Raw genomic sequence first — 16,806 nt, forward strand, 5'->3', positions numbered from 1 at the left:
CGCCTGCACTCACCCGCCGATGCTTGCCCGCGTCGCCGTGACCCTGGACCCGGGAGACCTCGTTCGACCGGCGGCATTCATGGGCAAGCTGATCTACGCCGCCAACACCTCGCTCGACGGCTACCTCGAGGCCGAGGCCGGCTCCTTCGACTGGTCCGTGCCCGAAGAGGAGGTGCACACGTTCTGGAACGAGCACGAACGGCACATCGGCACCTCGCTCGCACAACTGATAGAAAGACTCATATCGCGTATCGGTCACCGCGCCAAGACTAGACAGCGCCTGCATGTCGAGCCCGTTGCCCACGAGCGCCAGGATGTTGTACTGATTCCGAGTGTTCTCGAACTTCTCTCGGAAATCCTCATACGCCATACCTGACCTACTCCCTCACGTGACCGAACTACCAGGCGCAACACAATCGATGCACCGAGACGCTGATCCGCTGCGAACCCTCGAGGTTCTCATTGCCGGGTCCGATCGTCTCTGAACGCCTAGTCGAAGTACCTGGGAAAGCGCCTCCACAAATCGACGATCGACGCAAGCTCACCTAAAGCATCTAGCTCCTTTGCCCAAAGCTTCACCTGAGCGCAAACCTGGCCGACTGACAAATCTCGTGCTTCGCCTCGGGCAATGGCGACGCGAATGCACACGGTGAGGTTCTGCGCGTCCCGCTGCTCGCGCAACGCCGCCTCTGCCGACGTCTGCGCAGTCGCAAGGTCGCCCTCGGCGAGCGCAAGTTTGGCCTTCACGTTGTTGAGCACGCCAGCCGGCGCTGCAGGCGACTCCTCGACACCTGCGAGGGTCGCTTTAGCCTCGGCGATGAGCCCTTCATCGATCTGGATGCTTGCCAGCGACAGCGGAGCCTCCACGAACTGTGGATCAAGTTCAATGGTCCGCTGAAACTCCTGCATGGCGGTTTGCCGGTCGTTGAGTTGTAGCGCGATGCGCCCCAACCGGTAGCGGTAACGCGCATTCTTAGGTTCGCGAGCTACCGCACGACTCATGACTTCCTTGGCCTCGGGCAGAAGCCTCTGAGCTTCTAGTGCCTGCGAGTAGGTTGAGAGCGCGTACGGCGTATCGCCACCCATGTCGATGGCAGTCTTCGCAGCTGCGGCCGCGCCCGGCCAGTCCTGCAAACGGACCCTGGCTTGAGCAATGTCGGCATACAGCTGCGCCTTGTGCCGTCTAAAGGGCAACGCCTTCTCGTACCAAGAAATCGCATCGGACCACTTGCGGTCGATCTGTTCGACTCGTCCTCGGTCTCGCAGAACCCCCGCATCCTCGGGGTAGTGCCGCACGAGCCTGTCGCCCAGCTCCCGCGCCTCGGGCATGCGCTTCAAGTTCGCCAGAGTCTTCATGCGCACACGGTTGGCGGGGAGGTCTACCTCGTCGTCCCCGGTCAGTGCCTCATCTAGATGCTCTAGGGCGAGTTCGTAGCGACGTTCCTGGAAGAGCTCCAGGCCCGTCTCGTAAAGAGTTCCAATCAGGCCTTGCCGTAGCTCACGAGCTTCGTTCAGGCGACCCGAGAGTCCGAGCACCTTTACAGTGGACAACAACGCAGGGACATAGCCGTCGTCGGTGTCGGCAAGTGAGCGCAGACGAGTCAATAGGAGGTCCGCAAGCGCACTCGTCTGTGCTGCGTAGTCGGGACGCTTGCGGAATGAGCGCAAGTAGTAGTCGCGCAGCAGTGGATGAAGAGTGAGTGTCCCCGACGACCCCAGTCGGACCAGCGCATAGCTCGTTGCTTCGTCAACGGCACTCGTGTATTGGTCCGCTGCGAGGCCAAGCGCCTCCGCGAGATCGTGCCCGCTCAGGGGACCGTCCACCAATGAGAGGACTTCCAGCATTCGCCAGGTGTTGTCCTGAATGCGTGCCGGGTCGATGAGATCCGTCGCGATTTCGTGACGCTTGTCAAGCAATGACGCTATAGTCAGAGGAAGTTGGGGAGCGACCACCTCAAGAGCCAGGGGGTGACCATCAAGTTCTGCTGCCACCTCCCGAAGCTCGTCATCCGTTGCGTCGGCGCCATGCGACCTTAGTAACGGAATGGCGTGCTTCGGTTGGAGCCCGGGAAGGTAGAAGCTCTGGATCGCTTCTGCGAGTGACGAGTCGATGCGCGGCCGTCGCCTGGAGGTGAAGATGAGCAGCCGATCGGTGTTCTGCTGCGCTTCTGTCACGGCGGAGATGACCTGTTCTGCAAGACGGCCAAGGGTCCCGTTCTCGGCCAGCCAGTGCTCAGCGTCTTGGAAGACGAACACTCCTCCCGCAGCAGTGAACTCACGCATCATCTGACTCGTGTGGGCAGTGATGTCCGCGAGTGACGCCCCGGCCTCGGCGGGATCAAGCCGTAGTTCTCCGGCAACGAGAAGGTTGAGCTCCGGCTCGGCCACGCCTTCGGTCACGCGGATAGTCGCCACCGTGCCGGTTCCCGTCGTGATGCGGTGCAAAGCCTCGCGCGCAAGCGAGCGCTTGCCACTCCCTGGCACACCGCAGACCCACACGGCGGCGGTCGTTGACGAGTAGAGATGTTCCTCGATCGTCCCGATTTCCTCGTTGCGGTTGAAGAACCGCCTGCGTGGCACGGGAGCGGGCTCATTGCGACGCAGTGCATCGGCGATCTGCGGAGCTGACTTCGCGTCGCGTGCCTGCAAAAACGGGCGAAGGCGAAAGGGAACGGAGGTGTCATCTAGGCAGATAATGCGCAGAGCAATCGCCCGGTCCTCCAACCATCGGGTGAACGCCAGCGTGATCTCGTACTCCACCCACCTCGACTGGGCCGATGCAGCAGACCACAGGAGTACGAAGTCGGTCGCTTCCTCGATCCCATCGCTGATCTCGTGCCAGAGGATCTGGCCAAGTTCGATCTCGAAGAGATCGACCCATGCGTCACCGTCCAGCAAGCTCTTGAGCTCGATGGCTAGAGGCTTATCTGGACCTGCGTGAGAGATGAAGAATCGTTTGGCCATGCGCAGCTTTCGTCTTCGGACCGATGTGCGAACCCTATATGTCTCGTGCCCGTGCGGCCAGCTCTTAAGTGCCTTTGAGTTCGCCCCACGCCGTCAGGGCCAATTGCCGGTCACGCTCGACCAGGAGGCCGACGGGCCGACGCGCACGATGAACCATCGCAGATTGGGCAAGCTACGTAGCCCCACTGGGAGACACCGTGATTTGGATGGTTCACTCCGGCGGGCCGTCATCATGAACGCCGGAAGGTCAGGGACGACCATCCCGTCGGCGATAGCCAAGCAGCGTCATTCCACCGCCACGGAGCCGCGTCACGGGCGGATGATCAACTGGTTGCACGGGGTCTGGAGATTGGCCCTCCGAACGACCAGATCGAGCCCATCGCGTTAAGTTTCTTGCGAACTCTGTACGAACGGGGAGCGCCTACACTCCCCCTTGAAGTGGACAGCACGCGATGTCAGACGTGGAAGTGGAACGATATCGGCCGTTTTCGGGTGGTTATGGTCATCGTCGGTAGACCCCGGCAAACATGCTCTGACCTGCGCAAACGCTACTTTCGGACCGTTGGGTCTGGTTGGTCGTCATCGGCCTCCGCCGGACTTCTGCGGGCTGTTTGCGGACCGCGGGGCGCATTGCGCGACCCTAGCGACGCGGCCTCGATGAGCGCCCGGGCGAGCAGCGGCGGGGTCAGCGCCATGACAGCTCCCCGATCGCCGCGACCGCCGGGCCGCTGCGCACGTTGTCCAGGAAAGGCAGAGCGCGCCGAACTCCTCGGGGGTGAGGATCGTCGGGTTCACCTGCCGCTCGCTCAGGATGTCGGCCTCGATCAGGCGCCCGACCTCGCTGTGCGCAGTCGGTAGGCGAAGCCGGCTTCTTAGCCAGATCGGTGATGCTCAGCTCATCGCCGGTGAGCAACAGCGTGGAGAGCAGGCGGCCTGGCCGGCAGACCGGAGCCGGGAGCCGGGAGCCGGGAGCCGGGAGCCGGGAGCCGGGAGCCGGGAGCCGGGAGCCGGGAGCCGGGAGCCGGGAGCCGGGAGCCGGGAGCCGGGAGCCGGGAGCCGGGAGCCGGGAGCAGCGTCGCGGTCCTCATATAGCTGAGGTCAACCTCCACGATATCGAGAGCCGATGCTGGCCTCCGCGCCACCCCAGGAGATCGAGTCGCCGCCGCTGTCGATGTCCAGCTGCGCGCCCGCAACGACAGCCATTCAGCAACCGTGGTCGATGCCCAGGGCCGGGGATCGCTGCAACGCCGGGGCGATGCTGGCGGGTAGCCGTCACATGCCGATCATGTCGAACTGCTCGAAGGAGATGGTGATGCGGAAGTCACGCCTGGGGTACGGAAGCCTCACCAGCACCGACCTGAGCGACGGGGAGTAGTGCCACCCTGTCGTCGCCTCGTCGAAACGCGCCCGGTCCAGGTGATGCGGAAGGCGGGAGTCGTCCACCGAGACCCAGAACGGTGCCTTCCCCGGGTAGACCACGTCCACCAGCAGCTCTTCGATCGTGCTCTCGTAGTCCCCCTGGTGGGTGAAGCCGAGGACCGCGCGCTCTCCCGCCGTCATCGTGATCTCGGTACGGAGGAAGGCGCCGTGCTCGTACGCACGGCTCACGCCGTCGTCCTCGTGGAGCACGAAATGGCCGTCGCGATCGGGAGCACAGACGAGGTGAAGACCCGTGACGTTCTCCCGCGCGAGGTTGTGCATCTGGTTCAGTGCCATCGGCACGATTCCGCCGCCACGGAGGAAGACCGGAACGGTGCCCAGATCGACCGGGACCTCGATCGTCTGCCCGCCGGTGTACGGCTCACGCGTGCTGAAGTCGTAGAAGTGCTCGCCCTCCGGGAGGTAGACCTGCCGTGTCGAGGAACCGGGCGTCACCACGTTCGCCACCAGAAGCGCGTCCCCCAGCATGAAGTCGACGCCCTCCTCGTCGCACCTCGGATCGTCCTGGAAGGCGCTGCACATAGGTTCCGCGATCGGGAGGCCGGCCTCGTGCGCCCTCGCCATGAGGGAGTACAGGTACGGGAAGAGGCGGTAGCGGAGCCGGATCGCGTCCCGTACGTGGTGGGTGACCTCGTCGTACATCCACGGCTCGGTGACGGTGTTGTCGGTGTTGACCGAATGGATGGAGAACCGGGGCTGGAAGACACCGTTCTGGACCCACCTCACCAGGAGCTCGGGCTCCGGGGCCGGCCCGAAGAAGCCACCGATGTCGGCGCCCTGGTTGGCGACCCCGGACAGGCTCATCCCCAGCATCGTCGCGATGTTGTACGCCAGCGAGTCCCAGGAGGTGCTGTTGTCACCGGCCCAGGTCTGCGCGTACCGCTGGATCCCGGCGTGCCCGGACCGGCAGACGAGGTACGGACGGGCGTCCGGGGCAGACTCCGCGATCGCCTCCTGAGTGACGTGGCACATGAGGTTCGGCATCACCGCCTTGAGCCGGCCGATCGTGCCCCCGCCTCCGTCGAACGCGCAGCGGGCGTCCTTGTCGACCAGCCCGTCGTACTCGCAGTTGTCGTTCCACACCGAGGTGGTTCCCCGCTCGAGCACCGTGCGCGTGAGCCGCTTCTTCCAGCTGTCCCGCGCCTGCGGGTCGGTGAAGTCGACGAAGTGCCCCTTGCCGCCCCACCACGTGCCGAGGGCCGCGACGTCCGCGTCGCTGGCTCTGACGAAGATGCCGTCATCCTTCATGTCGTCGAGGTCGGGGTGGACGGTGAGGACACCCGGTTTGACGTTCGGGGAGACGGTGATGCCGCGCGCGGACATGGCGGAGAAGAACCCGGACGGGTCGGGAAAGCGATCGTCGTTCCAGGTGAAGACACAGCGCTTCATCCCCGCGGCGGTCTCCTGCTGGGTGTACCCCGACGACAGCTGGAACCCGTCGATGGGGATCTCGTTCCTCTCCGCGATCTCGACGAACTCGAGGATCGCCTTGTCGCAGTCGGCCGGGAGCTCGGAGTAGTACATGGAAGAGCCGAGGTACCCGAGCGCCGATTTCGGCAGCATGGCTGACCTGCCCGTCAACATGGTGTAGCGCTGGACGACGTCCCTGATCGCCGGACCGGCGATCAGGAAGAGGTCGATGTCGCCGCCGTCGGTGCGGTACCGGCTGTGCGGGGCCCAGTAGTTGCTCCTCTCGCGGCCCATGTCGAAATCGCAGTCGTACGTGTTGTGGTAGAAGTACCCGACGGCCTTCCGGGTGCCGGCGCCGAACTTGATGTAGAACGGGATGTGCTTGTACAGCGGGTCGGACTCCCTGGGGTCGTACCCCATGGCGTCCTTGGGACTCATCGTCACGAGCTTCTGGTACTTGTTGAGCGGACCTGTGGTCTCGCCGAAGCCGTAGAAGCGGTCGTCACGCGCGATCTCGCTCGAGTGGATGCGCCGTCGGTTGGAGTCCTCCAGGTAGCCGATGTCGACGACGTCCGCGTGCAGGAGCGTGCCCTCGACGTCGTAGACGCAGATTCGGAACGGGTCCTTCTCGACCTCGATCCGGAGCTTGCGCCCCGTCACCACGGCCTTGGCCGGGCCGTCGGCCAGCTCCACCGCCGCCGCGCCGATCCGCGTGCGCTCGTCGCCCATGAACGCGTCCAGCCGGTCCGGCCAAGCGGTCGTCACCAGGGTGTACGACTCCTCCGTGAAGCCCGGATCGAACCCGGCCCGGACCCGGACGATGTCGTCGGTCATCAGGAGGATCCTGATCTCGACGCCGTCCGTCCGGACGGAGATCCAGTCGCCTGACCGCTCGACCCGCTCGACTCTTCTGCACAGACGCACGGTGCTCACCTCTCAGCGGTTCTCCCGTCCGCTGCCGGACGGCTGCGCCACCGATTCACCCATGCCTGCAGGCCGGTGGCAATGGCTCCCTCGCATTTCCCTCGCTGTGCCGGAGCTGCCGTTCGTGACGTTCGAGGCACCGTCGAAGCCTGCTCTCCCCGATCTGCGTGTGCCCGATTTGTTATGAATTGTTCACCGCCCACGGAGTGCCATCCCGCCCTAACCGGGGCATGCTCGGTCATGTGCCTCGACGACGAGGCGCACGCGCGCTCCGAGCGCCACGAGTTCAAGGAGGATCCCGTGCGGACGACACGAGTCACCAAACTGCTGGCCCTGGCCGGCGCGACCGCCCTCTTCGCGGCCTGTGCGCCCGGGGAGGTCGAGGGCGAGGGCAGCGACGGCGAGGCCGGAACCGAGGCCCCCGAGGTCGAAAGCGTCGACCCGGCGGAGTTCGCCGGCGAGACCCTCAACTACGTCTACTTCACCGACGGTCCGGACGAGCAGGTCACCCGCGACCTCATCGCCGAGTTCGAGGAGGAGTACGACGTGACGGTCGAGCTCGAGGTCCTCCCCTACGCCGACCTGGTGACCTCGGTGCAGGCGCGCCTCTCCGGCGGCAACCCGCCCGACGTCGTCCGGCTCACCGGTCTCACCGACTTCCGGCCCGACCTCCTCGACCTGAGGCAGTACCTCGGCGAGGACTACGCGGATGAGTTCCAGGAGGGCCCCGTCCGGGGCGCCCTCGGCGACAACGGCGAGCTGCTCGCCGTCCCCTCGGACGCCACCCTGAACGGTCCCTTCGTCAACACCGCGATGTTCGAGGAGGCCGGCGTCGAGCTTCCCGACCCGGCGGACCCGTGGACGTGGGAGGAGATGACCGAGGCCGCCCGCCAGGTCCAGGAATCCGCCGGCACCCCCTACGCCTTCGCGATGGACAAGTCCGGCCACCGCGTCTCGACCATCCTCAGCCAGTACGGCACCGCGCTGGTCGCCGATGGCGAGGTCGCACTCGACGTCGAGAAGGCCGAGGAGGCCCTGACACCGATCGTGGGGCTCATGGCCGAGGACGTCATGCCGCGCGACTTCTGGATCGGGACCGGCACCCGGTACGAGGGCGCCAACGAGATCTTCCTGGCCCAGGAGACGCCGGTGTACCTCTCGGGCAACTGGCAGGTGGCTCAGTTCGCGCAGAACGCCGAGTTCGAGTGGGCGGCCGCCCCCAACCCCTGCGCCGAGGAGTGCGGCGGGTTCCCCGGCGGCAAGTACATGGCCGCGCTGACCGAGGGGCCCAACCCCGCCCTCGCTGCCGAGTTCATCCGGTTCATGAACACCACCGAGAACCAGGAGACGTTCGTCTCCGGCAGCATGTTCCTCCCCACGAGGGCCGACCTCGCCGAGTCCGGTGTCACCTACCCGGACCGCCAGGAGGACATGGACGTCTTCCTCCAGGACCTCGAGCGCACCCCGGAGCTCGGCTACGCCGCCAACGCCGACCCCGCCTTCGCGGGCGCCGCCACCGCCCTCGTCGAGGAGATCTCCCAGGTGGTCACGGGCGGCAAGGACCTCCCGACGGCGCTCACCGACCTCCAGGCCACCACGGAGAGTCTGGTCGAGGAGCTCAGCTCTTGACCTCCGCAGCCGTGCAGGCGCGGCCCCGGCGACGGCGGTCGAAACCGCTGGGGCTGCGCATGTCCCCGTACCTGTTCCTGCTCCCGAACATGCTGATCTTCGGTGTCTTCGTGATCTGGCCGGCGATCAACGGCATCAACATCTCTCGCTTCACCTCCTCCAACGGGCGCACCTTCCGCTACGTCGGGACCGGGAACTACGAGCGGATCCTCCGCGACAGCGAGTTCTGGGGCGTCGTCACCAACACGGTCATCTACGCGATCGCCTTCGTCACGCTGTCTGCCGTCCTCGGCGTCGCGCTAGCCGTGCTCATCGACCAGCAGGGCAGAGGCCGGGCGTTCTTCCGGGCGGCGTTCTTCATCCCCGTGCTCATCTCGCCGGTCGTCGTCGGCCTCGTGTGGAGCTGGATGCTCGAGCGACAAGGCGGGCTGGTGAACACCTTCCTCGGCCGGTTCGGGGTCGGGGAGATCCCCTGGCTCGTGGAGGACACCCTCGCGATGGTCGCCGTGATCGGCGTCGGCGTGTGGATGCAGGTCGGGTTCTACATGCTGATCCTGCTCGCCGGACTTCAGAGCATCGACCCCTCCCTCTACGAGGCGGCCCGCATGGACGGCGCCTCCCGGTGGGGCCAGTTCGTCCACATCACCCTGCCGCTGCTCCAGTCGAGCATCCTCGTCGTCATCATCCTGGCGACCATCCACGGCTTCCAGGCGTTCGACTACATCTTCACCCTCACCGGCGGCGGGCCGGTCGGCGGGACGACGCTCATGGTCCAGTACATCTACGAGAACGGGTTCGTCTCGCCGATCCGGTACGGGGTCGCGGCGGCCGGCAGCGTGCTGCTGTTCTGCGCCGTCTTCAGCCTGACCCTCGTCAACTGGCTCATCGGGCGCCGGAGAGAGGCAGCATGACCACGCAGCCCACCACCACCATCGCCCCGCCCACCACCGAGCCCCGCCGCACCTGGACGTCGACGAGCTCCGGCAAGCGGGTCACCGCCACCGACGCCCTGCGGGTGACCATCCTCATCACCTTGGCGCTGCTCGCCCTCATCCCGATCGTGTGGACGATCCTCGGGGCGTTCAAGACGCCCACGGAGCTGGCCGCGCGCCCGCCCGCGCTCCTGCCCGACTCGTTCGCCCTCACGAACTACACCGACGCACTCACCCGGTTCGACTTCACGACGTACGTGCGCAACAGCGTGCTCGTCACCGTCGGGGCCACCGTGCTGACGCTCGTCATCAACTCCATGGCCGCCTACGCACTGGCGAAGTACAACTTCCGCGGCAAGAACGCGTTGTTCCTGCTGACGCTGGCGACGATCATGATCCCACTGCAGGTCATCCTCATCCCCGTCTACCAGGTGGTCGCCTCGTTCGGGATGGTCAACACCCTGTGGGGCCTCATCATCCCCGCGGCGGCCACCCCGACCGGGGTGTTCCTCCTGCGCCAGTACATGCTCACGATCCCTGACGAGCTCATCGAGGCCGCCCGCGTCGACGGCTCCGGCGAGTTCCGGACGTTCCTGCGGATCGTGCTGCCCCTGTGCCGGCCGGCGCTGGCCGTCGTCGCCATCTTCTCGGTGATGTGGCGGTGGAACGACTTCCTGTGGCCGCTCGTCGTCGCCCAGAGCGAGAGCGTCTACACGCTCCCCGTGGCGCTGGCGCGGTTCAACGCCCAGGAGACGGTGCCGTTCAACCTCATCCTGGCCATGAGCGTCGTCTCGATCGTGCCGGTCATCGTGCTGTTTCTGTTCTTCCAGAAGCAGATCGCGACGGGCATCGCCAACACCGGCATCAAGTGACCAGCGAGCCCGCCGCCCCGACCGGCCGCACGACGCACACCGTCGACGCCGACGGCACCGTCCGCGACTGGCTGGTCTCCCCCGCCTGGGCCGCCCCGTGCACGGACCTCGACGACTTCTTGGCTGCCGACGGCGACCCCTGGGGTCCGGACGGGCGCTGGGTGCTCACGAACGGGCCCGACGTCGCACCACTGAAGGAGCGGCTCGCCGCGGCGCACCCGATCACCACCGACCAGCCGCTGGCCGCACCCCTGGAGGGCGGACCCGTTGCCTGGACCGCCGACGGCCGCACCTACGAGGCCACCTGGCGGCGGGTGCGCACGGGTGGTGACGGGCTGCTGGACTGGTCGGCGTTCTGCTTCACCCCGGAGTACCGCTACTCCGTGGCCACCACGGTCCTGGAGGTCGACCAGGCCGAGTGGCGCATGCTCGAGCTCCACACGACCGGGCCGTTCGTGCTCTGGCTGGACGGCGAGGTCGTCCTCCGCGGTGCCACCGTCTCCTACATGGAGCCGGAGGTGCACACCGTCCGGGTGCGCATCCCGTCCCGGACGACGACGGTCCACCTGGCCACCTGGCAGGTCGCCTTCCGCGAGTGCCGGCACGTCGCCCGCCTGCGGGTGCAGGGGCTGCCGGTCCGGGTCGTGATTCCCTCGCCCGGCGCCGACGAGACGGCCAACCGGCTCGCCGAGACCCTGCTCTCCCGGGTGGCGTCCCGCTCCTGGGCCCTGGAGTCCGCCACCGCCACCCTGCAGGCCCCGCCCGGCGTCGCCCTGCGGGTCCGGGTCGGGGAGGGCCAGCCGTGGCAGCACCTGCTCGCCGACGATGACGGGGTGGTCACGTACCGGCTCGGCAGCGCCCCCGAGGAGACCGACGAGGGCGTCGACGTCGACCTGTCGGCGGGGGCGTCGATGCTCTCGAGCGGCGAGAGCGTCGTGGAGGTGCGGCTCGACGACGACCGATGCCCGCAGACCGTGCGCCTGCATGTGGCGATGCTGCCGTCGCTGAGCACCGAGACCGCGGCGGGCGGCCCGGAGCAGTGGCGCCGCGAGGCGCTCGAGCACGTCGCCGGGTTCGCCCGGGAGGCACCGTGGGCGGAACCTCGCGAGCGAGGCGTCGCGGGGCTGCTCGCGCGACACGCCCTGGACCCGGCCACCACGGTTCGTCCCGAGGACCTCGCCACGGCCCTCGACCGCATCCGGACCAGGGGCGACTGCGCCGACTTCGAGGTCGTCTCGCTCATGCTCGCCTGGCACTGGGTGCCGCAGGACCGCTGGCCCGCCGGCCTCCGGGACGAGGTGGCCGCCGCCGTCACCGGGATGAAGTACTGGATCACCCAGCCCGGCCTGGACGCGATGTGCTACTTCACGGAGAATCACCAGCTCGTCTGGCACGTGGCCGAGATCCTTGCCGGTGAGACGTTCTCCCGGGTGGTGTTCGACGTGGACGGGCGCACGGGGGCCGAGCACGCCGCCGAGGCGCGCGCCCGCGTGGCCGGGTGGATGGCCCGGAAGCTGCGCGGCGGGTTCAGCGAGTTCGACTCGAACGCCTACCTCGCGATCGACAGCTACGCCCTGTGCGCGCTCCACGAGCTCGCCGAGGACACCGGGCTGGCCGAGGCCGCCCGCACGCTGCTGGACAAGGCCCTCGTCACGCTGGCGTCGAACTCTTGGAGAGGCATCCACGGCGCCGCGCACGGCCGCTCGTACGTCCACACACTGCGGAGCTCGCGGTTCGAGGAGACGTCACCGATCCTGCGCCTGGCCACCGGGGTCGGCACACTCAACGACGCCGTCCTCCCGGTGACCACCCTCGCCCTGGCACGGTCCTACCGGATCCCCGACGTCGTGCGCCGCCTCGCCGTCGACCAGCCCGAGGAGTGGTGGGGCCGACAGGTGTACCGCGGCTCACTCGGTTACGAGAGGGACCTGCTCGAGCGGCCGTACCGTTCGGACCTGCAGGTCTGGCGCACGCCCGACGTCATGCTCTCCAGCGTGCAGGACTACCGGGCCGGGCTGCCGGGCCTGCAGGAGCACGTCTGGGGGGCGACGCTCGCACGTGAGCTCCAGGTGTTCGTCACCCACCCGGCCAACGCGGACACCGGTTCGTCCGCGCGGCCGAACGCGTGGGCAGGCCACCGTGTGCTCCCCCGGGTCCACCAGCACCGCCAGGCGCTCGTCCACGTGCAGCGGTTCACGACCACGGATCCGATCCACACCACGCACCTGTGGCTACCGCTCGTCCAGACCGACGAGCACGTGCACATCGGCGACTGGTTCGCCGCGCGCCGCGGGGACGGCTACGTCGCGGTGGCCACCCCGGGCGGGGTGCGGCCGGTCCAGGAGGGCGAGACGGCCTGGCAGGAGTGGCTCCCCGCCCGCGGCGGAGACGTCTGGGTGGTGGTCGTCGGGCGGAAGGCGGTCGACGGCGACTTCCGCCGGTGGGTGGAGCGGCTCGCCGCGAGCCGTCTCACGTGGCACCCGCGCGGCACCATCGACCCGGGGGTGCGGTGGGACCGCGACGGCGCGCCGTCGCTCGAGCTGACCTTCGACACCGCGTTCCTCGTCGACGGCGTGCCGCAGGGCCTGGTCGACGGACGCCCCGAGGCCGAGCCGCACCTGGACAACCCCGCCGTGCGCCTCGGGTTCAGCGACCACCGCACCACTGTGCGGTGGGGTGGCGCCGAGCTGGAGCTCGACGTCGGCGGTTCGCTGGAGACACTGGAGCGCGTTCTCGGTGGCGCGGATGCGGCACCCACCGCGCCCCGGTCGTCGCCACGTTGACCTCGATGCCCCGAAACGCCTGGGGTGGCTCCGGTGGCACCGCGGGAGCATTGCGGTATGAAACTCAGCGTCAGCCTGTCGGACGAGGATGTGGCAATCCTCGACGAGTACGCCCGTACCGCCGGCCTGCCCTCGAGGTCGGCCGCATTGCACCATGCTGTGCGGATGCTGCGCCTGCCCGACCTTGAGCAGGACTACCAAGCCGCGTGGCAGGAGTGGGAAGCCTCAGGCGACCAAGCGGCGTGGACAGGGACCGCGGCCGACGGGATCGCTGATGCTGCGCAGTGAGATCCGGCTCGTCGATCTGGACCCCTCTCGCCGAAGTGCGGCCAACAAGCGCCGTCCGGCTGTGATCGTGAGCAACGACCGGGCGAACTCGATCGCGGCGCGCCTCGGCCGCGGAGTGGTCACCGTGGTACCGGTCACCAGCAACACGGACCGGATCTTCCCGTTCCAGACATTCCTGCCCGCAGCCGCGACCGGCCTCCGGCAGGACGCCAAGGCCCAGGCCGAGCAGGTCCGTTGGATCGCGGTCGAGCGGCTCGGCGCGGTCCTTCGGGAGCCCCAGCCGAGATCATGGCGCAGACGACGCATTGCGCCTCCACCTCCAGCTGTAGGGACCGCGTTGCAGATTGGGATCCGGCGAAGGCCGTGGCATGCCGCACTGCGAGGGACCGTCCCGGGTCCGCGGCACGCCGTACCGCCGGGGAACCTTCTCCGAGACGTCCGCCCGCTTGCGGCATGACCGCGCGCCGGAGCTTCCCACCATCGGCGTTGCCCCGGGTCCTCTTAGCGACGGCGTGCTCGTGACCTCACCGTCGACGCTCTTGCCGGAGTCGTCGCTACGGAGGACTCTGTAGAACCCGTCCAGCCGGAGGCACCCATGGGCAAGCTGATCTACGCAGCCAACATCTCGCTCGACGGCTACCTCGAGGACGAGACCGGCTCCTTCGACTGGTCCGTGCCGGACGAGGAGGTGCACGCGTTCTGGAACGAGCACGAGCGGCACATCGGCACGTCGCTCTACGGCCGCCGCATGTACGAGACGATGCGTGTCTGGGAGGACGACGACTGGCTGACCGACGAACCGGCCGTCGTCCGCGAGTACGCACGCATCTGGCGCGACGCCGACAAGGTCGTCTACTCCTCGACGCTCGCCGAGGTCTCGACGGGGCGGACGAGGATCGAGCGGCAGTTCGACCCTGACGCGGTACGACAGCTCAAGGACACCTCCGAGGCGGACCTGAGCATCGGCGGCGCGACCATCGGAGCCGAGGCGTTCCGCCACGGGCTGGTCGACGAGTGCGTGCTGCTCCTGTGCCCCGTGACCGTGGGCGGCGGCAAGCCGGCACTGCCCCGGGGCGTCCGGCTCGACCTCGAGCTCCTGGACCACCGCCGGTTCCGCAACGGTGTGATCTACGTGCGCCACGCGGTACGAAGCGCTGCCTCGGGCCGGCGGCACTGAATTGGCGGAGTGACCGCGGCGGTGGGCGTCTGATTGCTATGGTCCGAGCTGCCCAGGCGAGGGTTGGCCCTGCGACTGGCTGACCCATGGAGGTGCCGGTGTTGAGTGCCCGCACAGAGGCTCGGCGGCGACTGTCCCTCGCTCGGGTGGTGGCCGCGCTCTTCGCTCTCATCGCGGCCTTCATCCTGATGGGTCTGATCGACCTGTTGACGTTGCCCGGGTGGGTGAACCAGGACTTCGAGTGGGAGGTGCCGCTCGAAGCGAGCTGGGGGGCCCTCTTCACCTTCTTCCTCGCCGGCGCCTACGTGTGGGTGGCCCTGTACCCGCAGGCCCCATGGCCGGCCTTCGTACAGCTGGCGATCTCCGGGCTGGCCCTCCTCGTCAGCGCCGTGGCCGGGACCGACTGGCGACCTCTGGCCCTGGCGACCGGCGTCGCGGTGTCCGGGCTCCTCCTGTGGCGGCTCGTCGGCAGACCGGTTCCTGCCGTCCCCGGCGGCCGACCGTCGGCGCCCTGGGCGATGCTGGCCGTCGCGGTGCTCGGGGTCCCGCTGTGGCTGCCCTACGCGTTGACGGCGTTCTCCCAGTCACGAGCCGGCGTGCTCGGCAGCATCACCCAGGGAATCGAGCACTGGCCGGTCCAGGGTGCGGTCGGCGTCGCCCTGATGGTCGGATCCCTCGCGCTGGCCGTCTGGGACGACGGACGTCCGCTGCTCCGGGTAGCCGTCAGCCTCTCCGCGGTCTACATCGGCATGGCGGAGCTCGCCTATCCCGACAGGGCCGGCGCCATGGGCAGCCTCCTCTGGGGGATCGGCGTCACGCTGTGGGGACTCCTCGTCGCCCTGATCGTCGTGCCCCGACGCGCCCACGCGGCACCCGCGCCCGGGCCCTAGACCACGTACGACAATCGCCTGGCCACGACCCGACCGCCGGCCACACGCACCGACCAGCGGCATGCGCGCACCGAACGCGGCAGATCCGATCACTGAGGCCGGTACGCGTCGGCGCGGTGCTCGATGCGTAGGACGACGGCCTCGCGCAGGTCGTCGTTGATCCGGTAGAGCACCCGGTAAGTCCCCCTTCGCGCGGCGTAGATGCCCGCCAGATCGCCGCGCAGCGGTTTGCCGACCCGGCGAGGGTTGACCACCAGGGCGCCAGTGAGGAACTCGACGACGGCCGCCGCCACGCCTTCGGTCAACCGGGATTGGATCGCACGGATCGCCGGCGGAGTCAGGACCAGCTCATAGGGTTCCGACCCGCTCACGGGCGCAACGCACGAACAGCATCAACGCCGCGCACAACGTCACCGGCGGCATACGCGCGGTCCGCCTCGCGGATGTCCGCGAGGGCTTCCGGGTCGCTGAGCACCGCGAGGGTCTCCTCGAGCTCGGCGAGATCCTCTGGGCTGACGATGACAGCAGCGGCACGACCGTTACGCGTCACGGTCACCCGCTCGTGCTCGCGCTCGACGCGGTCCACGACGTCACTGAAGTGGTCACGGACCTCACGAAGCGGCTCCATACTCATGACCACAATTGTGGCGCTCGAGAAGCTGTACGGCAACCCGCTTGGCTGCAACAGGGTCCGCCCACCGGAGACCAAAGCTCGGTGACGGGGCCGCTTGCCACGGGACCGCGCCCATCCATGATTTCGAAGGGCGGCATGAGCGGATGCCAGCGCCTCTGACCTCTAACTCGCTCCGCCCGCGAAGCCCTCTTCATCGGCCACCCAGGCGGACCCCTCGATACGGCGGCAAGGGTGCTCTCGAAAGACCGCGCGGAGTACGTTGCCAGCATGCCTGACCTCACGATCAAGGCGCTCAGCCCGGCGACGTTCGAGGACTTCGCCGCTCTCCTCGAGCGGAACGGGGGGATGTACGCCAGCTGCTGGTGCACGAAGTTCCATCCTGGCTGCGCCGAGAAGGGCCAGAGCGCCGAGGCGAACCGGGCACTGAAGCAACGGCTGGTGGCCGAGGGGCTCGCGCACGCGGCGCTGGTCTACGACGGTGAGCGGGCCGTCGCCTGGGCGCAGTACGGATCACCCGAGGAGTTGCCCAGCATCCAACACCGCAAGGAGTACATCGCCACTGCCGAGCGCTTGCCCGACTACCGCGTCACCTGCATCCAGGTCGAGCGCGGCCGGCGCGGGCAGGGCCTGGCGGCACTCGCCCTGCGCGGAGCCGTCGAGCTGATCGCGCAGGCCGGCGGCGGCCTGGTCGAGGGCTACCCGCACGACACCGGCGGGGTCCGGAAGAAGAACTCGTCATTCCTCTACAACGGCACTCGCACCATGTACGAGCGCGAGGGCTTCACCTACGACCGGCCCAAGGGCCAGGTCAACTGCGTGATGGTGCGCGAGGTGGCACCCAGCACGCGCGACTAGACCAGTCC

General features: G+C 67.9%; 14 protein-coding genes. 10 read left to right on the forward strand and 4 right to left on the reverse strand.

The window, feature by feature from the left end:
• Nucleotides 1-19 precede the first annotated feature (19 nt).
• On the forward strand, nucleotides 20-376 hold the full coding sequence (locus tag AAEM63_RS14285; RefSeq protein WP_341358914.1) for a hypothetical protein: 357 nt from the start codon (nucleotides 20-22) through the stop codon (nucleotides 374-376).
• Nucleotides 377-489: 113 nt separating this feature from the next.
• Here the strand turns inward: AAEM63_RS14285 and AAEM63_RS14290 are convergent, their stop codons facing one another.
• Nucleotides 490-2,964 carry a TIR domain-containing protein gene (locus AAEM63_RS14290; protein WP_341358915.1) on the reverse strand — a complete coding sequence of 825 codons (2,475 nt, stop codon included), beginning with the start codon at nucleotides 2,962-2,964 and terminating at the stop codon, nucleotides 490-492.
• Between the two features lie 1,272 nt (nucleotides 2,965-4,236).
• A complete protein-coding gene (locus AAEM63_RS14295) occupies nucleotides 4,237-6,747 on the reverse strand; it encodes a TIM-barrel domain-containing protein (protein WP_341358916.1) in 2,511 nt (836 codons plus the stop codon).
• 291 nt (nucleotides 6,748-7,038) lie between these two features.
• Here AAEM63_RS14295 and AAEM63_RS14300 point away from each other — a divergent pair, with 291 nt between their 5' ends.
• The 8 genes from AAEM63_RS14300 to AAEM63_RS14335 all read left to right on the forward strand — a co-directional run bounded on the left by AAEM63_RS14300 (nucleotide 7,039) and on the right by AAEM63_RS14335 (nucleotide 15,309).
• A complete protein-coding gene (locus tag AAEM63_RS14300) occupies nucleotides 7,039-8,367 on the forward strand; it encodes an extracellular solute-binding protein (protein WP_341358917.1) in 1,329 nt (442 codons plus the stop codon).
• Nucleotides 8,368-8,426: 59 nt separating this feature from the next.
• Nucleotides 8,427-9,278, forward strand: coding sequence for a sugar ABC transporter permease (locus AAEM63_RS14305; protein ID WP_341358918.1), 852 nt, complete (start codon nucleotides 8,427-8,429; stop codon nucleotides 9,276-9,278).
• Complete coding sequence (locus AAEM63_RS14310; RefSeq protein WP_341358919.1) at nucleotides 9,275-10,171, forward strand: carbohydrate ABC transporter permease; 897 nt, start codon at nucleotides 9,275-9,277, stop codon at nucleotides 10,169-10,171. Before AAEM63_RS14305 ends, AAEM63_RS14310 begins: the two co-directional genes overlap by 4 nt.
• A complete protein-coding gene (locus AAEM63_RS14315) occupies nucleotides 10,168-12,954 on the forward strand; it encodes a hypothetical protein (RefSeq protein ID WP_341358920.1) in 2,787 nt (928 codons plus the stop codon). Before AAEM63_RS14310 ends, AAEM63_RS14315 begins: the two co-directional genes overlap by 4 nt.
• Nucleotides 12,955-13,011: 57 nt before the next feature.
• Complete coding sequence (locus AAEM63_RS14320; RefSeq protein ID WP_341358921.1) at nucleotides 13,012-13,242, forward strand: ribbon-helix-helix domain-containing protein; 231 nt, start codon at nucleotides 13,012-13,014, stop codon at nucleotides 13,240-13,242.
• Nucleotides 13,229-13,699, forward strand: coding sequence for a type II toxin-antitoxin system PemK/MazF family toxin (locus tag AAEM63_RS14325; protein WP_341358922.1), 471 nt, complete (start codon nucleotides 13,229-13,231; stop codon nucleotides 13,697-13,699). Before AAEM63_RS14320 ends, AAEM63_RS14325 begins: the two co-directional genes overlap by 14 nt.
• Before the next feature lie 138 nt (nucleotides 13,700-13,837).
• Nucleotides 13,838-14,419 carry a dihydrofolate reductase family protein gene (locus AAEM63_RS14330; RefSeq protein ID WP_341358923.1) on the forward strand — a complete coding sequence of 194 codons (582 nt, stop codon included), beginning with the start codon at nucleotides 13,838-13,840 and terminating at the stop codon, nucleotides 14,417-14,419.
• Nucleotides 14,420-14,520: 101 nt separating this feature from the next.
• Nucleotides 14,521-15,309: a hypothetical protein gene (locus tag AAEM63_RS14335; protein WP_341358924.1), complete on the forward strand. Its 789-nt coding sequence runs from the start codon at nucleotides 14,521-14,523 to the stop codon at nucleotides 15,307-15,309.
• Between the two features lie 89 nt (nucleotides 15,310-15,398).
• On the opposite strand, the gene AAEM63_RS14340 is transcribed toward AAEM63_RS14335, so the two are convergent.
• Nucleotides 15,399-15,680 (reverse strand): type II toxin-antitoxin system RelE/ParE family toxin, encoded by a 282-nt coding sequence (locus tag AAEM63_RS14340; protein ID WP_341358925.1) that lies wholly within the window; start codon nucleotides 15,678-15,680, stop codon nucleotides 15,399-15,401.
• Entirely contained in the window at nucleotides 15,677-15,943 is a 267-nt protein-coding gene (locus AAEM63_RS14345; RefSeq protein WP_341358926.1) for a type II toxin-antitoxin system Phd/YefM family antitoxin, read from the reverse strand. Before AAEM63_RS14345 ends, AAEM63_RS14340 begins: the two co-directional genes overlap by 4 nt.
• Nucleotides 15,944-16,210: 267 nt before the next feature.
• Between AAEM63_RS14345 and AAEM63_RS14350 the strand changes: the two genes are divergently transcribed.
• Nucleotides 16,211-16,798, forward strand: a complete 588-nt coding sequence (locus AAEM63_RS14350; RefSeq protein ID WP_341358927.1) for a GNAT family N-acetyltransferase — start codon at nucleotides 16,211-16,213, stop codon at nucleotides 16,796-16,798.
• Nucleotides 16,799-16,806: the final 8 nt, after the last annotated feature.

The organism is Georgenia sp. M64 (assembly GCF_038049925.1).
Lineage (GTDB): Bacteria > Actinomycetota > Actinomycetes > Actinomycetales > Actinomycetaceae > Georgenia.